Genomic DNA, 16,867 nt, shown 5'->3' with positions numbered 1-16,867 from the left:
TTAATCGAATAGAACGAAGCGCTATCACCATACTCTGCCCTTGGTGATGCCGAGGCATGAGCACCGCGAGAGAAATACCTTTTAAAAAATCCCATCTCTCACACCATCAAAATGCCACGGCTCTCATAAACAGAAGTGCCTGACGCCTCTGGATTACGGCTCATCAGCATTGCTCCGCAAAGCGTGGCAATCAGAGCGTCAATCTTGGCTTTTCCCGAAACTTGCTTCTCGATCACCACAGCATTGCCGCGCTGAGCTGCCTTTGCGTTACCAACGCAGAAGGTCATCAGCTTTTGGCCACCATGAATAAATGTCCTGTCTTTGACCTTACGCTCAACGCCCCAAACTGCCGGAGACAGTCGAAAGCCCTGAGAAACGGCCACAACCTGCGGCTTGTCCATTCCGCGAACAGACAATTCATCAATGATTGCTGCCACACCTTGAGGGTCAACACCTATGCCAGCCTCTTGAGGCAACAGCCCGCTTTCATTTACACGCTGACAAACATCGGCCAGCCCCATGATATCGGTTGTGGTATCATCGCAGAATGTAAGTTCGCCACATCCTTCAATATCTATCAGCTTTGGAGCGATGTCTTTTCGCAACTCCAAAACATCTCTCTGACACCACGCATGTGTCCAGAGCAGCCACTTTCGTGTGAATTTGCATCGGCCAATGACCGCAACGGCAAGAAGATCATCCAGCCCACCACCATCAATACCGATAACAGCGACCTCAGAACGAGACAGAAGAACATCCAGATCTTTCAGATCGGTATCAACGGAACCATCCCAATGCTGTGCCCCGCGCCAACTCGTTCCGTTAATCGCGATACCGATTTGAACATTGAGATGCTGAGAAGCCCAAATGGAGAAGGTTTCAATTCCCTTCGCCTTCGCTTCTTTGAACTTTGGTAACAGGCGTTCAATCGTGATCGAGCGTCCGAGGTTTGGCAAAACATAAGGCCAGACCTTTGGATTTTCCCATGGCTTCTGCTCATCAGCTTGAAGCGACATTGGAAACTCATAGAGCATTGGCAGAGTTTCACCACCAACATGCTCACCATCCCGAACAGACCGTGCATGCTCTAATTCGGTCGCAAAAGCACCGGCTGGCGGCTCATCACTCTGTGTGGTGATGATAATTACAAATCCTTCCGGATTGGCCAGAATACCACCATCAATCTGAGCCAGCACTTTTTGCGCATAATGAATTTTGCCCAACTCATGCAGCTCATCAATCAAAACACCGACAGGCTTCTGGCCGGTCATTACCTTGTTATCAAAAGATTTGATCTCTAGCGTCGCGCCGGTTTTGCGATCCTGAATGGTTTTGATGTGATCCCGTGTATGAAACCGTTTCTTCAACCACGGGTCTGAATTAATCATTCCCTCTGCCTGATCATAAGCCAGACCGGCAGTCGCCTGAGTTGGTCCGACTAAAAGAAAACTTGCATTCGGACGGCGGTTACGAAGCAATGCTGTGAGCATGATCGCAGCGGAGTTTGTTGTCTTGGAATTTTTCTTCGGAACCAGCTGAAAGTAGCGCCTGACCTTACGGTTGATAACAACCTCACGATCTTCGCTCATCTCAACAAGCCCGAAGATTACCCCGACAAAATCCTTTGCCCACTGCCCTGCAGCATCCCTCAGCAATGGCTTGCCTGGCACGTCCGGTAGACGAAGTTTCTCAAATACGGCAATCGCTGCGTTGGCCTCTTCCACATCAAGAGGAAGATTGTCAGGCAATGGTGAACGCCCTGCCTTGATCTTTTCAAACCAATCCGGACAGGACAAATCCAGCATAATCAGTGCCTTTGCATTGGTATTACCGATTCCCACTCATCAGGCGGGGTTTCTGCCTCACGGCGCGTTTGTTCTTTTTTGCCGACCTTCTCGGTTTCCTTATCAACCTTGGCGTTGAACAGGTCACCAATCGCAGCATCATGCCGCCGGAAGTATTCCTTCATGGCAGCGACATTTCCCTCACGTCCCATATTCCATAGGGACAGTAAGCCGATGGACTCCACACGATCCCGTGCAATGCCTCTGGTTTTCAGAACTGAAAAATAATGCTTCTTCAAAGTCGGAATTGTAATTCCGAGCGCACCGGCAATTCGGATATCAGCCCAGCCTTGCGCCAATAACAGCATGATTTTGTTAGCATTTTCCTTGGTAGGCACATGCTGCGGCCTGCCGCGTTTTCCCTGATTAGGCGGTATCGGATCGCCCAGCAGGTCAAATGCCACGTCAAAATTCGTCATGATGAAAAAAAACCCGCGAATGAGAGGGGTGGCGGTCTAGCAGCCGAGACCTTGCAGACTTTTGATGCCCCCCCTTGTTGTCTACGTTACTTATGATCCATGCCGATTTAATGTAATTTAGAATCGAGAGCTCAAAGGAAAACCGATGTCAGAACAAAGAACAAAAAGTGACAATGATATTTTATTTGAACAAAGACTGATCGAAGGTATGCGTTCAGCATCAGATCAAGCTATGAGTATGAGTAAATGGCTAATCGCAACATTAATGACTACCAACTCAGCGGGCTTGTTTTTCAGTTTCAAAGTAACGATTGAAATGGGGAAGACCAATCCTATGGCTGTTTACGCATTCATAGGCGGATGTTCATTAGCGTTAATCACTGGACTGTTTGCTTTTTTGAACTATCAGAAGGCGGAAGGGCTGTACGAAGAACTACTCTTTATGTCACCTCAAAAGCGGTGGGATCACCTCAATATAGATAAACGAGGACGAGTATTAGGATATCTCAATACAGCAGGAATAATCTCTGGCATACTTTCAATGTTAGCTGGAGCAGCCGGTGCATATCAATTATTACAAACACAATCGAGCTAAACTTTAATCCCACACACCACGCGTATGAAGTGATGACTGCTCTTGGCGCTGCTTGAGCCTGTCATGGCATGGCTTGCACAAGCACTGCAGATTACTCACATCCCAGAACAGCCGCTCGTTACCGCGATGCGGCTGGATATGGTCACAGACTAATTGTGATGTTTTGCCGGTAACTTTGCCGCATCCAACCATCTGGCAGGTAAACTTGTCCCGCGTCAGCACTTCCATGCGCAATTGCTGCCAACGAGCAGTTTTATACCATTTACGATAATGCAGGCTCTCATCCCGAGATCGGGACTTACTGATTGTTTCAGTAGATGCCTGAGATGCAAAACGAGAAGCCAAGGCCGGAAGCCTTGGCTTTAAACTTTTAAGCTTGCTCACTGGAATATTCCCATAGCTTCGCACTGGGGAAGAAGCGGTTACCGATTTGTCGGGCGCTTCTTCGGGATCTGTGCCGAGCTCCGCCATATAGGCTGCTACAGGGTATCGGAAGCAATTACTTCACAGTCCACAGGTCGTCCCTGTTATTAGAGCTATGCCGATTTTTTTAAATTTGCAAGAGGAACTTCAATCACGCGCTCCTGCCCAAATATGAAGGAAAGAACACGCGCTGCCCGTGTACCAACATACCCCTCAACAACTCCATTGAAGACATTACCTGCCAGATCATACGAGACGCGCTCGCCACCCTTAAAGTGTGGAAGTGACCTCCCCTCATTAAATGAACCGGCATCAGTCAAGCACATGAGATCATTCATATATTTATCACTGACAACAAGCGCACCCTGCTGTCCGAATATCAGTGACACCGCACCGTCAATACGCGATAAACCAACCCAGCTCTCAGCACATGAAACAGCTTTGACAAACAGATAACCACTGAAAACAGGTATCATTATCTCTTTGCTTGGTCGTGTGTGACGACGCTGCTGAATCGCTTTTTTCATCGGCAGCCATGCTTCAATGCCAGCATCAATCACAGCTTTATGCACATCATTTTCTTTACGATGTGCCGTGCGAAGTACAAACCACTGCTTAACAGACGAATCATTACCGGCAGCAATAGCCAGAAACTTATCCTGCATGCGCTGTTTGATACGATCAGGATCACGTTCAGTAAGACGATTTGCAGTTTCAAGGATGCGTGTTTCTTCAAAGGCTTTGTTATCCGGCATTATCATTTGTCCAATCCTTGCCACAGATCCTGTAATTCATTGAGACCGGCAACCCCATTTGGTAGCCAAACATGTGTTTGCTTTCCGGGCTTTGGAAACCAAGGCCAGCCGCGTTTAGCATGCTCATCCTGCAACTCATGCCAGACGTCACCACCGACAGGCACAGCAACCATGCCACTCGAAATTGGCTTCAAGTCTGCTGAAACCAACAATCCACGAAACGCCGTAGCGCGATCAAACAACATGTTCACATTTGGAAAGCCGTAACGAGATTGCTTTCCTCGCAGAATATGCTCAGCGGTAAAGCGCCCCTTCTCCACCAATTCCTGTTCGATGGAATCAAGCGTCTGAAACTCAGTAACCCCAGCCCACAGCTCCCGATAGATATTCGCAGCCCACATATTTCCGAACGCCGGAGCTTTTACCCGACCATCTAAACCGTCATCCATCAGGGATTTTACAGAGGCACTCGGCACTTCTTTCCAAAGTTTTTGACGGAAGTATTTTTCAGGCACAGGAACATGATCACGACCATTCGCCTTAAGGATCGCCAGCCATGCATCACGCATTTCCGCTGCCTCGATGCGCTCATCCGGCGTCAGTTCACACCATGCCGCAAACCACCTGTCCTTAGGCATGCCGTTAATTTTCGGCCAATCCTTGATGATTTTCCAAAAAGACCGATCAAGAGCTTTGTGATCTTCAATATCTTGAGAATTCGAATTTTCTTCGCGCACGCCTCTCTCAGATCTATAATCAGTATTTTCTAGATTATCAGTACTTACTAGTGCCGGATTTACCGTCGACGGTGTTTCCGTTGACGGTTTTACCGTCGACGGCATTTCAGTCTGCGGTACAAATGCAACACTACCCGCATCCTTCTGCGGTGAAGGTGCGCCATTCAATGGCTCATCATAGATAACCAATGACATACCACCAAAACGACCGGCATCACGCGCCTGCTCTTTCTCGGCATAACCAGCATCAACAAGCTCAGCGATCATCTTACGCGCCTTATCGCGTCCGCAACCGCCTTTGTTTGCGATATCTTTCTGCACAACAGTCCAGTTGTCAGGCTTCGATAAAAGATAGCCCAGCAGCCAGCGAGCCTCCATACTCAGGCGCATATCTTCAAAAACATGATTTGGTATTGCCGCATATCGCGCATTTCGCACACCACGGCGAATGGTTGCTTCTTGGCTCATTCTGCCGCCCTCCGCTCTCGCGCCCATACGCCGCCATAATCCACGACAACAGAACGAACAGTAGTCTCACTTCCTATAAACACAGGCGGCTGTGTCTGACCGGAAAGAACCGTCAGGAACACACACCCCGTCCGAAGAACCTCCGCCAACTCATCAGACGACAATTCCAAACAAAACACCGAGCAACTACCATTCGTGTAAGTATGCAGCACATCCACATTTTCCGCCCCCTGCGGTGGCAGCAATCGCATGTTTGCTCCCGTAAATTTGATAGCGTTAGCCATTAGTTTCCCGCCTTTCGCCATGCCTCATAGGCAGCACGCAGCGAGCGCCAGCGCTCAGCCGCAGCCGCGTCATTGTTCAATTCTTTTCTGGATGTGATGCGCAATAAGGAGCGCAGCTTCTGAGCCGCCTTGTCATCAGTCAGTGGGCGCTCAAGCCCGTGGCATTGCTCCAAGAACACCAGAAACGCAGCCTCACCGCATTTCATTGCAGCCTCAGCTGCATAGTTCACAGACTTGCCTTGTACCGGAGTTGCCCGACCGCCTGAGCTTTGATTGGCGGCCTTGATCGCACGATCTACCAGCCTCAGCAGCAAGCCAATCATGTGTGGAGCATTTGCAAAGAAGTCGATCTCTTCGGGTGTTGCAGCCTTATCAAAATGAGTAACGACCACAGTATCCAAGCCGTTACGTGCTTCAACAAAGGTTTCAGCACCATTGGATGACAATAACCACTCAGCACCGCCGAGAGCAGCAAAGCGCTGTCTGGCCTTGCGCAGTTCAATCGCCTCAGCACTCATCGCCCGCCTCCCTTATGGAGCTTGCGTAAGTGCCTACCCATTTTTGCACGCTTTTGGTGATACACAGCAACTCGCGTCAGAACTGACGAATGATCACAACCACCAAGCCGCTTTCCTATTTGTGGCGAAGAAAGCGGTGTTAGCCGCCTTGCCCAATAACAAATTGCCTGCCGAGCACTCACCGATGCCATATCTTGTCGGCGTGAATGCAAGTCATTTTTAGTGACTTTGAAAACACGACAAATGCGTTTCTCAATTACATCAAACCGTGCGCGATATCGTTTTTGACGCTCCTCAATCCAACGCGCAGTTTGTTCAGCCTGCACCATAGACATGAACGCCTCAAAGCGCACAGCAACGACTGGCACAAGCCGGTCATCAGAAGAAATGTTGTGTTTCCGTACAGGCTGGACAAACGGCAATATCATTGCCTTCTTTCTAGCCGCTAGAATGCCTCGCTCTGTATGGCGATAAGATGCAATCAGCATGACGCACCTCCGGCTTCATAGCCCCACGCATCCCAACCGGCGCGTGGTTCACGGCAAAACATTTCAAGCTTAGGAATCTCCGGATAAAACTTTTCAATCTGCTCGGCAAAATAGGCAGGCTTAGCCGAATGCCGGGTCTTTTTCTCACAATAAACGGTCTCCGGCTGCGTCCCCATTAACGGCGCAGCCACATCGCCACGCCTGCCAATCAACAACAGTTCATGCCGGTCGCGCCCCCAATAGCCGGTGCCTGCAACCTGCTTGTCCCAGATCCAGTGGTGAACATAGGTAAAGCCCCATGCCTGCATGACCTGCAGAGCCTGTGGAAGCATCGGATTTGTTGCCCAGAGAAAAAGCACCGCATCCTTTGAAACCGGATTGCCGATTTTCTCAAACAAAGCGCATATTTCATCCGTATCCATCGTCGGATAGTGATTTTCAGCGCTCTTTTCGCGGCCAGTAACCTCCGAGTGAACACCGAACTTCCATGGCGGATCTGCATAGATAACCGGATATGTGCCAGCCAGCATATTGGGTGCAGTCGAACTACCCTGATCAGCAACAATGGCCATATGCGTGAGACGCACGGCATGACGTACCCGCTGCTTTTCAGCGCGAATTTCCTTCGCCTTCGCAACAATCTGTTTCTGCTCTTGGCGAAGTACCTTGCACTGCTCAGCATGATGCAATTCAGAAAGCGCCTCACCGGCATGGATCGAAACCTTGCCCGCACGAATGGCGTCAATCAGTTCCTGCGCACCATGGTCACGCACACGCCGTGCCGCTGTTACCGCCCGCTCTGAAATTGACAACTTTGTCGCCGCCGTGCGGGTCGGCAAATTTGCTGCCCCGCCAGTGCTCTGATTTACACCACGCTCCCAATCAACAATGGACGCAGCAACAAGCGCACGCTGGCTTTCCGTCAAGTGACGGCGATGCAAGTTCTTGGAAAGCACAAAATTCAACGGATCGGAGCCTGTAAATTGCGCATAAACCGGCTTCACACCGGCATGCAAACAAGCCCACTGCCGGTTGCGACCATCCAGCACCATACCTTCCAGCAACAAAATCGGCTCATGCTGACCATGTGCAGCAATATCATCAGCCAGCATGATGCGCTCAGCTTCCTCGATCATCGGAAACAGATCAGCAAGCGGATGCGCCGGATAGAACTCAGGCTCAGCAACAGCTTTCGCCTTCACTTTAGGCTGAGCCTTTACAGCCTTCTTAACCGGAGCTTTGCTCTTGATGGATTTAGCAGGTTTGACCGGCTTAGCGGCATATGGATCATAAACGTGCGTCATGGTCATACCCTCACGACATGCCGAGCGCGTCCATATAGAGTTGGAGTATTGCCTCCTCCTCTTGGCGCTCATGCACTTCCTTTTTGCGAAGTCGGATGATTGTACGGACTGCTTTGCTATCGAAGCCGGAGCCTTTCAGCTCTGCAAAAACCTCTTTGATATCATCGGCGATGGTCTTCTTTTCTTCCTCAAGTCGCTCAACACGCTCAATAAAAGCGCGGAGCTGCCCCACGGCTATGGTCTGGGCGCTGTCGCCGGTAATTTCGTCAGTCATGATCCTGCCTCCGTTTCTGATGGGAACGGACAGGCACAATGCAAAGCCGCTGCACGCGGCCTTCCACTGCAAGACGCGCCAGCCGGTCAGCATGATTTGGATATTTTTTCAGAATGGCCTTGGATCTGGCCGCCCCGTATCGGGAATGAGAAACAAACGCCTCAGAGCCGTGAAAACGGTAACGACGGGTCATTCTGCACCGCCAGACTGGGACGCAGCATCCAGCATGCGTTGAAAAACACGAAGCGTTTGCACTGCTTTTTCAATCTTATCGAAAACCCGTCGCTTTTCGCTTGCCGTGACCACATTGTCTTTGCTGGCTTGCGCATACTCCTGAACAACCGCATTCAATGATTGAATCACGAGAGCGACATCAGCAATTGTTGGTAATTCTCCATCAAAATGCTGCTCTTCCAGAGCCACCAATTTGTAGCCCAGCCGTGCCGCCATATAAGATAAGATGCCATTTGAGCCTGTATCCAGCATGAGATCCATGACCACATCCACGGGCATGTGCGTCTCATCATCCGGTGAACCATATTTCGATAAAGCCGGTGCTTTAACTCGTGTCACGTGTTCAAAACTGGTTACACCGCCCGACATTTCTAAAAGCCGACGAACAACAGCTTTCAGACCGCGCCGCCATTTCGGACAAGTAGGACGTAAATCACTCATGACAGCACCTCAAAAAATAGACCTGCCTTCGCGCACGATGGAAAAAGCGCGAAGACAGGCCAGCATCTGCCGCTGGGCGATACGGCAGAGGTTGCAGAAAGAATTAATTTGGAAATTTCCGTGACAGTCCGGACTCTGTCGTATGTGGTAATCCTGCACGCTCATCGAACAGCCTCATAGTAAAACTGTAAAAAATCATGCGGAGTTACACAGCCATTGGTTACAGCAACAATTTTCTCTAATTGGGATCGTCTCGGCATAGCCACGCCAGCCTCCCATTTTGAAATCGATGCTTTAGACACGCCGATAGAGGAAGCAAAAGCCTCCATGGTTTGTCCGCAAATCGCACGGTATGAAGTAAGTGGATGTTCCATACCATATGTTTCTATTATAGAAACCAGAAAGTCAAGGCAACCAATATCAAATGTTTCTATTACAGATAACGTCAAAAAGAGAATTTATTACGATAATGGAAACATGCCAGCTATTACAAATGACAAAACGCCAAGAGTTAAATCTCACCTGATGCTACAAAAATGGCTCGTACATAGAAATATGACGGCTGAAGAATTATCCCAAGCATTAGATACGAGCAAAAGCGTCATATCCAAACTTATGAATGGTAAGCAGCGTTACAATCAGGACTGGCTGGAGAAAATCGCTTATGTTCTCAGATGCGATGTACCTTCGTTATTTAAAGATCCAGCCAATCCGAGTTTAGATGACATATACAGCGCTTTATCAAATGAAGATAAAGTCCGCGCCTTAGCCATCCTTAAAACACTCACCTCATAGTGCTTGATATAATTACCTATTTTCGATTAACACAATAAATCCATTTTGATAATCGCAAGTGACTCTCCAGTCACGTCCAGTACGGCACTTCATTATCCGGGCTAAATCACGGAGAATGTTTTCAAGATTGTGATCCACATTGTCAGTTCTGGCGCTATTGCTACTAACCATCATAGCGCTGGCAGAGATCGATTGTATAACTGATCGTCTTGTAATCATAACTATCCCTCACTAATACCTACCGCACCTTTGCTGCGGTCATTTTTTACCAACCAGAAAAGGCATTAACACCGACCTAATCAGGGGCGGCCTAAACGCATTCAATAGTATCTCCAATTAAATTGTTTCTATAACAGAAACTATTCCCTTGACATAATGTTTCCAATATAGAAACATACGGACAAAGGAGTTAGCGTACATGTTTCTATTTCAGGGAATAGGCAGATCAAAAATTACGATACTAAGGGAGTATGTAGCCATAAAAAACATGGCTACAATCATGGAAGATATGAACAAATTTGGTGAGCCCACGACACCCGAAAATTTAAATAATCGCGGTTTTTCTTCCGAGGATATCAGTCGTTACGGCCTAAAAGCTGCCCATCGAGCACGCAAACGGGCAACCAATTTGGTTACAGTGTGATGGTCAAATTACTTGACCTTAGCCCGCTCGGATTTGAGAGCGAAGTGCCCCTTCACCTTCGTACCATTGGCACCATAAAGCTCGATCGCATCCGCGCAATTTTCTTCTCGTGTTTTGTCCTTCCGAACACCAAAACTACGCTTAGCCGCTGCTTCAAGCTCATCAGAAAAGATACTGGTTTCTGCCAAAGCACCATCAGTTATGCCATTATCTTTCAAGAACGCATGAACGGAATCCATGTTCTTACGAAGATCAGGACAAAGGTTCTCGAGAACAATCATTTCCGCCATCATATCTATAGCCTCCCCCATAGTGGCGGCTTGAGCTGGCGCAAACGTAAGAAAACACATTCCAGCCGCAGTAACTGCTGCACCTAAACTACCGAATTTCATCTTCAATCCCTCATTTCGCAAGCCGCTGGAATCTCTTTCAGCGTCAACGATGACTCATGGCCACAAAAGCCGAGATTTCGGCGCAAGTAAAGGAAACACTGGCATGCAAATTAAAGTCAATATCAAAGCCCGCATGGCGCAAGCAGGTATCCGTAACCGTGAACTTGCTCCAATCCTCGGCCTTAACGAACCAAACACATCCTTACTGATTAACGGCAAATTCAAAACCATTTCATACGAGCAAATGGCCACGCTTTGTAAAACTCTAAGCTGCCAGCCGAACGATCTTTTCGAGTTAGTGCAATGACAAGACCAATGCACATTAATTTCACGATTGAGCGGCGTGCATTGCTTCCAGCACTGGCTGCAGCAAACCGTACTGTAGAAAAGCGCATCACAATTCCGATTTTAGGAAATGTGCTAATTAAGTGCGAAGGCGGACTTTTGACAGTGACAGGAACCAACCTTGATACAGAGGTAAAAGTTACTGCGCGGCAGTCTGGCATAACAGATTTCCCAGCGATTACAGTGCCGTCCGCGCTTCTGCATAGTGCCATCAATAAAGCTCCAGATGGTTGTGAAATCAGCTTTGAAGGCGATGATACAGTCCTAAACATTAAAGCTGGCAGATCCCTCTTGCAGCTCCCGCTGCTTCCAGCCTCTGATTTTCCTGCAATGGAAGCGGGTGGCTTTACACATGAGTTTGACATAGCCGCCAACTCATTCTCGCGAATTTTGTCTTCGGTCGGCTTCGCTGTCTCATCGGAAGAAACCCGATATTATCTAACGGGCATTTTCATGCACCGTGTTGAGGAGAAACTTGCTTTTGCCGCAACAGATGGACACCAGTTTGCGCATATAAAAATCAGCGCGCCAGATGGCTCAGAAGATATGCCAGGCATAATTATTCCACGCGGCGTTCTAAACCTATTGTCACACTGCACCAAGGCCGAAGGCATGATTACTATCAGCCTGTCAGACCGCAAGATCCGTGCTGCCTTTCAGGATGGCGTGACAGTCACATCGAAGCTAGTTGACGGTAAATATCCTGACTATCAACGCATCATTCCTCTTAACAACGACAAAATTTATATCGTTGATCGCGAAGCATTACTCGCAGCAGTTGGCCGCGTAAGCTTGGTCGTAGGCGAGCGTTCAGAGGCCGTAAAACTAACATTTGGCAGTGAAGATGTTCGCTTGGAGATAGACAACCCTGCGGCTGGACGCATGGAAGATGTCGTCTCGCTTTCCGACAGCCCTTCTGAAGAGACTGTAATCGGCCTCAACTACAAATATTGCATCAATGTTCTTAGCGCGACAGATGCCGAAGAAATTCGCTTCGCACTCAATACCTCAAATGATGCCTGCATTGCGTCTCCCGTTATGGATCCGGAGAGCGGTGAGCCACCAGTATTCATCATCATGCCCATGCGGGCTTAGGAGCGTCAAAACAATGTCCGACAGAGAGAAACCGACAGAAACCGAAATCAAATACGCGATTGGTTACGCCCTTCGAAGCGAAGGCATAGCGGCTAGCATGCCGGACGGATGCGGCGGATGGGTAACAAGCGATCACTTAGATCTGAGCGCAGAGGATCTGGAACCCTTCACAATGCGCCTTTTGCAAGCGCTCAACATTATCTGACGAGTTGTATCCATGACCGAACAATCCAAACTTGAATGGACAGAATACAAGAGCCGTTTTCGCGCAGTCACCGTCTATGGCACATATTGGGTAGATATGCATGCAGGCAGCACAAGCTATCAGTTAATCTGCGGCACCAACCCATGCTGCGTGATGTTCCATAGCCCACAGGACGCGAAAGACTACGCGCAGACGATCCATGATAGCCCATCCAGCCGCGATGATTGGTTCAATCTGTCGGATGTTGAGCAGGCACCGTATCATGCGCCACTCGACCTTTCTGAGTTGCTGCGAACATATGAAACCCTGCTGGCCGGTGACAATCTGCCGGAACGCATTGCCGTACAGACCGTAGATCTAAGATCTTTATTGGGAGCTATCAGAACCACACGTAAAGAGGCGCTTGAGGAGGCAGCACAATGGCATGACAACGAAGCCCTGTATTACTCAACTCGTGACGGAGCCTATGATGGCATACCGTTTACTTTGGTAGCGCATCATCATCGTCTATATGCCAATGACATTCGCGCACTTGTAAAACCTGCGCTCACCACAAGCATAAATGACCAACCATTCCGCATTATGGACGGTAAAGCATATTATTTATGTAATAGCGAACAAAACCACGTTTGTGCAATTTGCGCCAGTACAAACAGAGTAAAGTCGCCCGACAGCGAATTTCTATCACAATGTCCTGAATGCACTGAATCCAGCCGTGCGCCTGCAAACCTCTCCAAGGATAAATCTAATGACTAAGATCGTCGCCTATAAAGGTTTTGACGCGGCTTTGTGCTGCCGTGATTTTCAGTTTGAGTTGAATAAGAGCTTCAAGCACGAGGGCGCTGTAATCGCTTGCGAAAGCGGCTTCCATGCCTGCGAGTACCCACTAAATGTATTCAACTATTACCCGCCAGCCAACAGCCGCTATGGTGAGGTAGAGCTGTCCGGAGAAACACATAAAGCCGGCGACGATACCAAAATCGCCGCCGCTGAAATCACCATCAAAGCTGAGCTGAAAATTCCGGAGCTTGTCGCATCTGCCGTCCGCTATATTGTCAATCGTGCCAAGCGTGTTGATGCAACACATGCGACAGGCAAAAACGAACTTGTAGAGGTTTCAGGCGCTCAGAGCATCGCCACGACATCTGGAGAGTGGAGCGCTGCCACCGCATCAGGAGACTGGAGCGCTGCCACCGCATCGGGAAACTGGAGCGCTGCCACCGCAACAGGATACCAGAGCGCTGCCACCGCAACAGGATACCGGAGCGCTGCCACCGCATCGGGAGACAAGAGCGCTGCCACCGCATCGGGAGACCAGAGCGCTGCCACCGCATCGGGAGACAAGAGCGCTGCCACCGCATCAGGAGACTGGAGCGCTGCCACCGCATCAGGAGACTGGAGCGCTGCCACCGCATCGGGAAACCGGAGCGCTGCCACCGCATCGGGAAACCGGAGCGCTGCCACCGCATCGGGAAACCGGAGCGCTGCCACCGCATCAGGAGACTGGAGCGCTGCCACCGCAACAGGATACCAGAGCGCTGCCACCGCAACAGGATACCGGAGCGCTGCCACCGCATCAGGAGACTGGAGCGCTGCCACCGCATCGGGAAACCGGAGCGCTGCCACCGCAACTGGTTACGACGGCAAAGTGCGAGGGAAAGAGGGCTGCGCTCTCTTCTTGGTAGAGCGCAGCCATAATATGGAAATCATTTCTGTGTGGGCTGGAATTGCTGGCCGTGACGGCATCAAACCAAACACCTTTTACAAGCTCAAAAACGGCAAGCCTGTCGAGATTGAATAATGGCAAACGCTCGCAAGAAGAAACCAATGACAGCCGAGCGCGTAGAGAACGCGCTCGATATCCTTGCGGGTATCATGGCTAAAGCTCCGAAGGGCGAAGCCGTGTTGCTTGTGCCCATTTGGAAGCGTCTGGAAACAGAGTTGGAAGCTTTACGAGATGCAGAAGATGTAGTTTCAATGGCACTAAAGCGAGCTAAAACAGCACATTTATCCCCATAAACTAAACAACTTTTTCTAACAATACATCTGTCAAATTTATAGATTTATTTTGATCTAATTGAGAAAGTATAGGTTTTTCATTTGCATAAAAATTATTTCCACCCCTTAAATCAGGGAAATCGGAATTTACTACAATTTTTGTAGACGAAAAATCACCATTAACAAAAATATGATCATTTAAGAATTGTGTATTTAAATTAATAAACTCACAATTATCAAATTTACAGTTTTTATAATAAAATCCACCACCAACAACTATTGTAGACTGTCTAAACAATACATCTTCAAATTCAATTTTACATGCATTATTATAATTTGAAAAATCATCCCTATAAAAAAAACCACCATGATAACTAACATGAAAAACATTTTTCATCACAACCCACAAAAACATAGCATTTCGATTATTGAAATTTTGCTTAGTAGAAAACCATATCCTTCTATATACAATTAAATTATTATCAACATTGTACTTATTTATATTACCAATGACATCTTTTATAACTTTGTCATGATGAAATTCACGACCATGCACCTCAACAAAATCAATCAACAAGGATGAAGCAGTTTCCGCAAATGAATTATTATTAGAAAATAATACAAAATTTAATGAAGCAACACCGGCTGCTCTTTTCGTTCTATTTTCCTTATCATCTATAAACTCTGCCCCTTTTTGCAACAAAGTAACTAAGTTATTATTTTCTGTGAGAGATATTTGCTTTTGCGTTGCAGCATTTTGTTCAAGAGCCACATCAGCTTGACGAGTTGTTATCTTACCACGCCAAACCACTGTACAAAATGTTGTCGCAACACCTCCGAAGGTCACAACCATACCAGCGATCGTAGCCCGTTCTGCGACTTTATCCGGATAGACACCATGAAATATCCACCAAAGAGCGAACCCAGCCCCTACGAAAGTAAAAATTGATGACACAATCGCTAAAACATACCAATCAGCTTCGGCGATGCTCGGATATTCATTATTACTATTTTCTTTATGATTAGAACCAGACATCCCCGCCTCAAATAATGATCAGATCAAAGAACAGTTTTAGACTTATACAATCGATTGATTAAACTGTAGTACGATTTTAAGCAATTCATCCCGCCGCCATTCCAGCGAACCACCCATGCCGTAACGCGGCCTATCAATCGCATGCCCCATGAGAATACGGCGCAATTCATCATCAAGATTTGCTTCTTTCATACGGTCTTCAAACGAGTGCCGGAACGAATAAATCTTATGATCAGCCGTTGGGAACAGGCTATTTTCCTTAAAATACTTATTCAGGGTTGCAGACAAATCATTCTCACGATTACGATAACGTGGGAAGCCGTCTTTATGTCTCTGGAACACAGCCAGAGCCACACCGACAAGCGGAACAAGCCGCTCCGATGATGATGTCTTTATCTCTCGCGGATCGTCTGGATCATCACGTGGCTCAATCGAAATATGCGGTATCTTGTGTGATAGGCGAATTGATGAAGCTGTGAGGTTCGCCAGTTCGCTTGGCCGCGCCCCTGTCTCAATCAGAGCCAGCACTATACCCCGTGCCTCCTCATTCAATGTCGCAAGGTTGCCGGGCTTCATAATCGTATTGATGAGCCACTCTTTAGGGAATGGTGGTCGCGAACGCTTTTTCTTCGCGGAGAAGTTCAGGCGAGCAAATGGGTTCTGCCGCCCCTCTTCACCGACATAATTAAAATACGCCTCATAGAGAACACGCATATTTCCGATATCACGGTTGCCAGATGACGCTGAATGAGTTGGCCTACCATCCTTTGGCGCAATACGCTCTAACCAGTGCCGGTAGAGCTTCATGGCATCATCACGGGTGATGTCGGTCATGACCTTATCACTAACGATATTGATGAAATTATTGACAGCGCGAAGCTTTACCTTTTTCCACTGCGCTTTCTGGACAGCACTCTTATTGACCAATTCATCAGGAACGATTTCATCGCAGTAGATGTCAAATGCCTTACTGACCGTCACAGCAGGTGTCGGTATGCCTCCAATGGCACCCTGTGCCAACTCTTGCGGCAGCTTTTGCGTCGCAGTCATCTCCAACCGAGAAACAATCTCCTCCAAGGATGACTGTGTGGCCAGTGCATGAGAAGTACGGTAAGTCAGTCCCAAAGCCTCAACCCTACGCATAGTCGCACTGTAACGTGCACGCGCTGGATCATGCGCCTCATCCATGATCATGGAAGCCCACAGAAGGTTGTCAGCCTCTTCAATCAGGTCGCGCTTTGAACGCGCTAGCGCCAGATCATCAGTTTTCAAGGATATTCGAACGAAAGGAGAGCGCTCATCAGCAGCAGCCACATTGGCCGGAACACGTCGATGATAATAATAGCTACTGACTCGCTTCATGAGGAAACGATCAGGGTCTTTTTTATGAGAAACACGCGCCATTTCGCACTCCGGAACGACCACTAAGAAGCGGCCTGTAACACAGCTTGTATCACAGTTCGTATCACAGAAATGATGAAAAACGCAAATCAGCAAAAATCGCTACATCTAATAAAGTAGCAATTTCAATGAGTTACAGCAATTCAAAGGGAGTAAAAATGGTGCGGATAGAG

At 48.2% G+C, this 16,867-nt stretch carries 23 protein-coding genes; 8 read left to right on the top strand and 15 right to left on the bottom strand.

Translation table 11 applies throughout. The features are described from left to right. Positions 1-98: 98 nt before the first annotated feature. The gene (locus DFR47_RS20660; RefSeq protein WP_245416666.1) at positions 99-1,805 is read right to left on the bottom strand and encodes a terminase large subunit; all 1,707 of its coding nucleotides are present in this window, start codon (positions 1,803-1,805) and stop codon (positions 99-101) included. 2 nt (positions 1,806-1,807) lie between these two features. Continuing rightward, positions 1,808-2,263 carry a hypothetical protein gene (locus DFR47_RS21655; RefSeq protein ID WP_147245691.1) on the bottom strand — a complete coding sequence of 152 codons (456 nt, stop codon included), beginning with the start codon at positions 2,261-2,263 and terminating at the stop codon, positions 1,808-1,810. 145 nt (positions 2,264-2,408) lie between these two features. Here DFR47_RS21655 and DFR47_RS20655 point away from each other — a divergent pair, with 145 nt between their 5' ends. Beyond that, positions 2,409-2,858, top strand: coding sequence for a hypothetical protein (locus tag DFR47_RS20655; RefSeq protein ID WP_113946405.1), 450 nt, complete (start codon positions 2,409-2,411; stop codon positions 2,856-2,858). Between the two features lie 3 nt (positions 2,859-2,861). Here the strand turns inward: DFR47_RS20655 and DFR47_RS20650 are convergent, their stop codons facing one another. From DFR47_RS20650 to DFR47_RS22430, 10 genes are all read right to left on the bottom strand, one after another. Beyond that, positions 2,862-3,329, bottom strand: coding sequence for an HNH endonuclease (locus DFR47_RS20650; RefSeq protein WP_113946404.1), 468 nt, complete (start codon positions 3,327-3,329; stop codon positions 2,862-2,864). 65 nt (positions 3,330-3,394) lie between these two features. Beyond that, positions 3,395-4,036, bottom strand: a complete 642-nt coding sequence (locus DFR47_RS20645) for a transcription termination/antitermination NusG family protein (protein WP_170137592.1) — start codon at positions 4,034-4,036, stop codon at positions 3,395-3,397. Positions 4,037-4,038: 2 nt separating this feature from the next. Continuing rightward, complete coding sequence (locus DFR47_RS20640; RefSeq protein WP_113946402.1) at positions 4,039-5,241, bottom strand: helix-turn-helix domain-containing protein; 1,203 nt, start codon at positions 5,239-5,241, stop codon at positions 4,039-4,041. A 283-nt stretch (positions 5,242-5,524) separates the two neighbouring features. Then, on the bottom strand, positions 5,525-6,043 hold the full coding sequence (locus tag DFR47_RS20630; protein WP_113946400.1) for a hypothetical protein: 519 nt from the start codon (positions 6,041-6,043) through the stop codon (positions 5,525-5,527). Further along, positions 6,040-6,531, bottom strand: coding sequence for a helix-turn-helix domain-containing protein (locus DFR47_RS20625; protein WP_113946399.1), 492 nt, complete (start codon positions 6,529-6,531; stop codon positions 6,040-6,042). Before DFR47_RS20625 ends, DFR47_RS20630 begins: the two co-directional genes overlap by 4 nt. Continuing rightward, complete coding sequence (locus tag DFR47_RS20620; RefSeq protein ID WP_245416669.1) at positions 6,525-7,667, bottom strand: MT-A70 family methyltransferase; 1,143 nt, start codon at positions 7,665-7,667, stop codon at positions 6,525-6,527. Before DFR47_RS20620 ends, DFR47_RS20625 begins: the two co-directional genes overlap by 7 nt. A gap of 178 nt (positions 7,668-7,845) precedes the next feature. Continuing rightward, positions 7,846-8,109 carry a DUF2312 domain-containing protein gene (locus DFR47_RS20615; RefSeq protein WP_113946397.1) on the bottom strand — a complete coding sequence of 88 codons (264 nt, stop codon included), beginning with the start codon at positions 8,107-8,109 and terminating at the stop codon, positions 7,846-7,848. Beyond that, positions 8,102-8,302 carry a hypothetical protein gene (locus DFR47_RS20610; RefSeq protein WP_113946396.1) on the bottom strand — a complete coding sequence of 67 codons (201 nt, stop codon included), beginning with the start codon at positions 8,300-8,302 and terminating at the stop codon, positions 8,102-8,104. The genes DFR47_RS20615 and DFR47_RS20610 overlap by 8 nt, the downstream gene beginning before the upstream one ends. After that, complete coding sequence (locus DFR47_RS20605) at positions 8,299-8,784, bottom strand: phage regulatory CII family protein (protein WP_113946395.1); 486 nt, start codon at positions 8,782-8,784, stop codon at positions 8,299-8,301. The genes DFR47_RS20610 and DFR47_RS20605 overlap by 4 nt, the downstream gene beginning before the upstream one ends. A 161-nt stretch (positions 8,785-8,945) precedes the next feature. Further along, a complete protein-coding gene (locus DFR47_RS22430; RefSeq protein WP_170137590.1) occupies positions 8,946-9,113 on the bottom strand; it encodes a helix-turn-helix domain-containing protein in 168 nt (55 codons plus the stop codon). Between DFR47_RS22430 and DFR47_RS22205 the strand changes: the two genes are divergently transcribed. Further along, positions 9,112-9,579 (top strand): helix-turn-helix domain-containing protein, encoded by a 468-nt coding sequence (locus DFR47_RS22205; RefSeq protein WP_113946393.1) that lies wholly within the window; start codon positions 9,112-9,114, stop codon positions 9,577-9,579. The two genes, DFR47_RS22430 and DFR47_RS22205, sit on opposite strands and share 2 nt — an antisense overlap. A gap of 651 nt (positions 9,580-10,230) precedes the next feature. Here DFR47_RS22205 and DFR47_RS20585 read toward each other — a convergent pair. Continuing rightward, on the bottom strand, positions 10,231-10,614 hold the full coding sequence (locus tag DFR47_RS20585; protein WP_113946391.1) for a hypothetical protein: 384 nt from the start codon (positions 10,612-10,614) through the stop codon (positions 10,231-10,233). Positions 10,615-10,717: 103 nt separating this feature from the next. Between DFR47_RS20585 and DFR47_RS20580 the strand changes: the two genes are divergently transcribed. The 6 genes from DFR47_RS20580 to DFR47_RS20555 are packed head-to-tail and all read left to right on the top strand — an operon-like array spanning position 10,718 to position 14,278. Continuing rightward, positions 10,718-10,921 carry a helix-turn-helix domain-containing protein gene (locus DFR47_RS20580; RefSeq protein WP_113946390.1) on the top strand — a complete coding sequence of 68 codons (204 nt, stop codon included), beginning with the start codon at positions 10,718-10,720 and terminating at the stop codon, positions 10,919-10,921. 8 nt (positions 10,922-10,929) lie between these two features. Next, a complete protein-coding gene (gene dnaN / locus DFR47_RS20575) occupies positions 10,930-12,054 on the top strand; it encodes a DNA polymerase III subunit beta (RefSeq protein WP_170137589.1) in 1,125 nt (374 codons plus the stop codon). Positions 12,055-12,067: 13 nt separating this feature from the next. Beyond that, the gene (locus DFR47_RS20570) at positions 12,068-12,259 is read left to right on the top strand and encodes a hypothetical protein (protein ID WP_113946388.1); all 192 of its coding nucleotides are present in this window, start codon (positions 12,068-12,070) and stop codon (positions 12,257-12,259) included. A gap of 12 nt (positions 12,260-12,271) precedes the next feature. Continuing rightward, the gene (locus tag DFR47_RS20565; RefSeq protein ID WP_113946387.1) at positions 12,272-13,015 is read left to right on the top strand and encodes a hypothetical protein; all 744 of its coding nucleotides are present in this window, start codon (positions 12,272-12,274) and stop codon (positions 13,013-13,015) included. Beyond that, entirely contained in the window at positions 13,008-14,060 is a 1,053-nt protein-coding gene (locus DFR47_RS20560) for a DUF7666 domain-containing protein (protein ID WP_113946386.1), read from the top strand. The genes DFR47_RS20565 and DFR47_RS20560 overlap by 8 nt, the downstream gene beginning before the upstream one ends. Beyond that, on the top strand, positions 14,060-14,278 hold the full coding sequence (locus tag DFR47_RS20555) for a hypothetical protein (protein WP_113946385.1): 219 nt from the start codon (positions 14,060-14,062) through the stop codon (positions 14,276-14,278). The genes DFR47_RS20560 and DFR47_RS20555 overlap by 1 nt, the downstream gene beginning before the upstream one ends. Position 14,279: 1 nt before the next feature. Here the strand turns inward: DFR47_RS20555 and DFR47_RS20550 are convergent, their stop codons facing one another. Beyond that, entirely contained in the window at positions 14,280-15,293 is a 1,014-nt protein-coding gene (locus DFR47_RS20550; protein WP_113946384.1) for a hypothetical protein, read from the bottom strand. A 42-nt stretch (positions 15,294-15,335) separates the two neighbouring features. Further along, a complete protein-coding gene (locus tag DFR47_RS20545; protein ID WP_113946383.1) occupies positions 15,336-16,697 on the bottom strand; it encodes a site-specific integrase in 1,362 nt (453 codons plus the stop codon). Positions 16,698-16,867 lie beyond the last annotated feature (170 nt).

The sequence above is a fragment of the Pseudochrobactrum asaccharolyticum genome (assembly GCF_003314995.1).
In the GTDB taxonomy this organism is placed as follows: Bacteria; Pseudomonadota; Alphaproteobacteria; order Rhizobiales; family Rhizobiaceae; genus Pseudochrobactrum; species Pseudochrobactrum asaccharolyticum.
This window is presented reverse-complemented; position numbering and strand designations above follow the sequence as displayed.

Excerpts from the sequence above, each read along its gene's own strand:
- DFR47_RS20660 (WP_245416666.1), bottom strand. The coding sequence starts at position 1,805 with ATGCTGGATTTGTCCTGTCCGGATTGGTTTGAAAAGATCAAGGCAGGG.
- DFR47_RS21655 (WP_147245691.1), bottom strand. The coding sequence starts at position 2,263 with ATGACGAATTTTGACGTGGCATTTGACCTGCTGGGCGATCCGATACCG.
- DFR47_RS20655 (WP_113946405.1), top strand. The coding sequence starts at position 2,409 with ATGTCAGAACAAAGAACAAAAAGTGACAATGATATTTTATTTGAACAA.
- DFR47_RS20650 (WP_113946404.1), bottom strand. The coding sequence starts at position 3,329 with ATGGCGGAGCTCGGCACAGATCCCGAAGAAGCGCCCGACAAATCGGTA.
- DFR47_RS20645 (WP_170137592.1), bottom strand. The coding sequence starts at position 4,036 with ATGCCGGATAACAAAGCCTTTGAAGAAACACGCATCCTTGAAACTGCA.
- DFR47_RS20640 (WP_113946402.1), bottom strand. The coding sequence starts at position 5,241 with ATGAGCCAAGAAGCAACCATTCGCCGTGGTGTGCGAAATGCGCGATAT.
- DFR47_RS20630 (WP_113946400.1), bottom strand. The coding sequence starts at position 6,043 with ATGAGTGCTGAGGCGATTGAACTGCGCAAGGCCAGACAGCGCTTTGCT.
- DFR47_RS20625 (WP_113946399.1), bottom strand. The coding sequence starts at position 6,531 with ATGCTGATTGCATCTTATCGCCATACAGAGCGAGGCATTCTAGCGGCT.
- DFR47_RS20620 (WP_245416669.1), bottom strand. The coding sequence starts at position 7,667 with ATGATCGAGGAAGCTGAGCGCATCATGCTGGCTGATGATATTGCTGCA.
- DFR47_RS20615 (WP_113946397.1), bottom strand. The coding sequence starts at position 8,109 with ATGACTGACGAAATTACCGGCGACAGCGCCCAGACCATAGCCGTGGGG.
- DFR47_RS20610 (WP_113946396.1), bottom strand. The coding sequence starts at position 8,302 with ATGACCCGTCGTTACCGTTTTCACGGCTCTGAGGCGTTTGTTTCTCAT.
- DFR47_RS20605 (WP_113946395.1), bottom strand. The coding sequence starts at position 8,784 with ATGAGTGATTTACGTCCTACTTGTCCGAAATGGCGGCGCGGTCTGAAA.
- DFR47_RS22205 (WP_113946393.1), top strand. The coding sequence starts at position 9,112 with ATGGTTTGTCCGCAAATCGCACGGTATGAAGTAAGTGGATGTTCCATA.
- DFR47_RS22430 (WP_170137590.1), bottom strand. The coding sequence starts at position 9,113 with ATGGAGGCTTTTGCTTCCTCTATCGGCGTGTCTAAAGCATCGATTTCA.
- DFR47_RS20585 (WP_113946391.1), bottom strand. The coding sequence starts at position 10,614 with ATGAAATTCGGTAGTTTAGGTGCAGCAGTTACTGCGGCTGGAATGTGT.
- DFR47_RS20580 (WP_113946390.1), top strand. The coding sequence starts at position 10,718 with ATGCAAATTAAAGTCAATATCAAAGCCCGCATGGCGCAAGCAGGTATC.
- dnaN (WP_170137589.1), top strand. The coding sequence starts at position 10,930 with ATGCACATTAATTTCACGATTGAGCGGCGTGCATTGCTTCCAGCACTG.
- DFR47_RS20570 (WP_113946388.1), top strand. The coding sequence starts at position 12,068 with ATGTCCGACAGAGAGAAACCGACAGAAACCGAAATCAAATACGCGATT.
- DFR47_RS20565 (WP_113946387.1), top strand. The coding sequence starts at position 12,272 with ATGACCGAACAATCCAAACTTGAATGGACAGAATACAAGAGCCGTTTT.
- DFR47_RS20560 (WP_113946386.1), top strand. The coding sequence starts at position 13,008 with ATGACTAAGATCGTCGCCTATAAAGGTTTTGACGCGGCTTTGTGCTGC.
- DFR47_RS20555 (WP_113946385.1), top strand. The coding sequence starts at position 14,060 with ATGGCAAACGCTCGCAAGAAGAAACCAATGACAGCCGAGCGCGTAGAG.
- DFR47_RS20550 (WP_113946384.1), bottom strand. The coding sequence starts at position 15,293 with ATGTCTGGTTCTAATCATAAAGAAAATAGTAATAATGAATATCCGAGC.
- DFR47_RS20545 (WP_113946383.1), bottom strand. The coding sequence starts at position 16,697 with ATGGCGCGTGTTTCTCATAAAAAAGACCCTGATCGTTTCCTCATGAAG.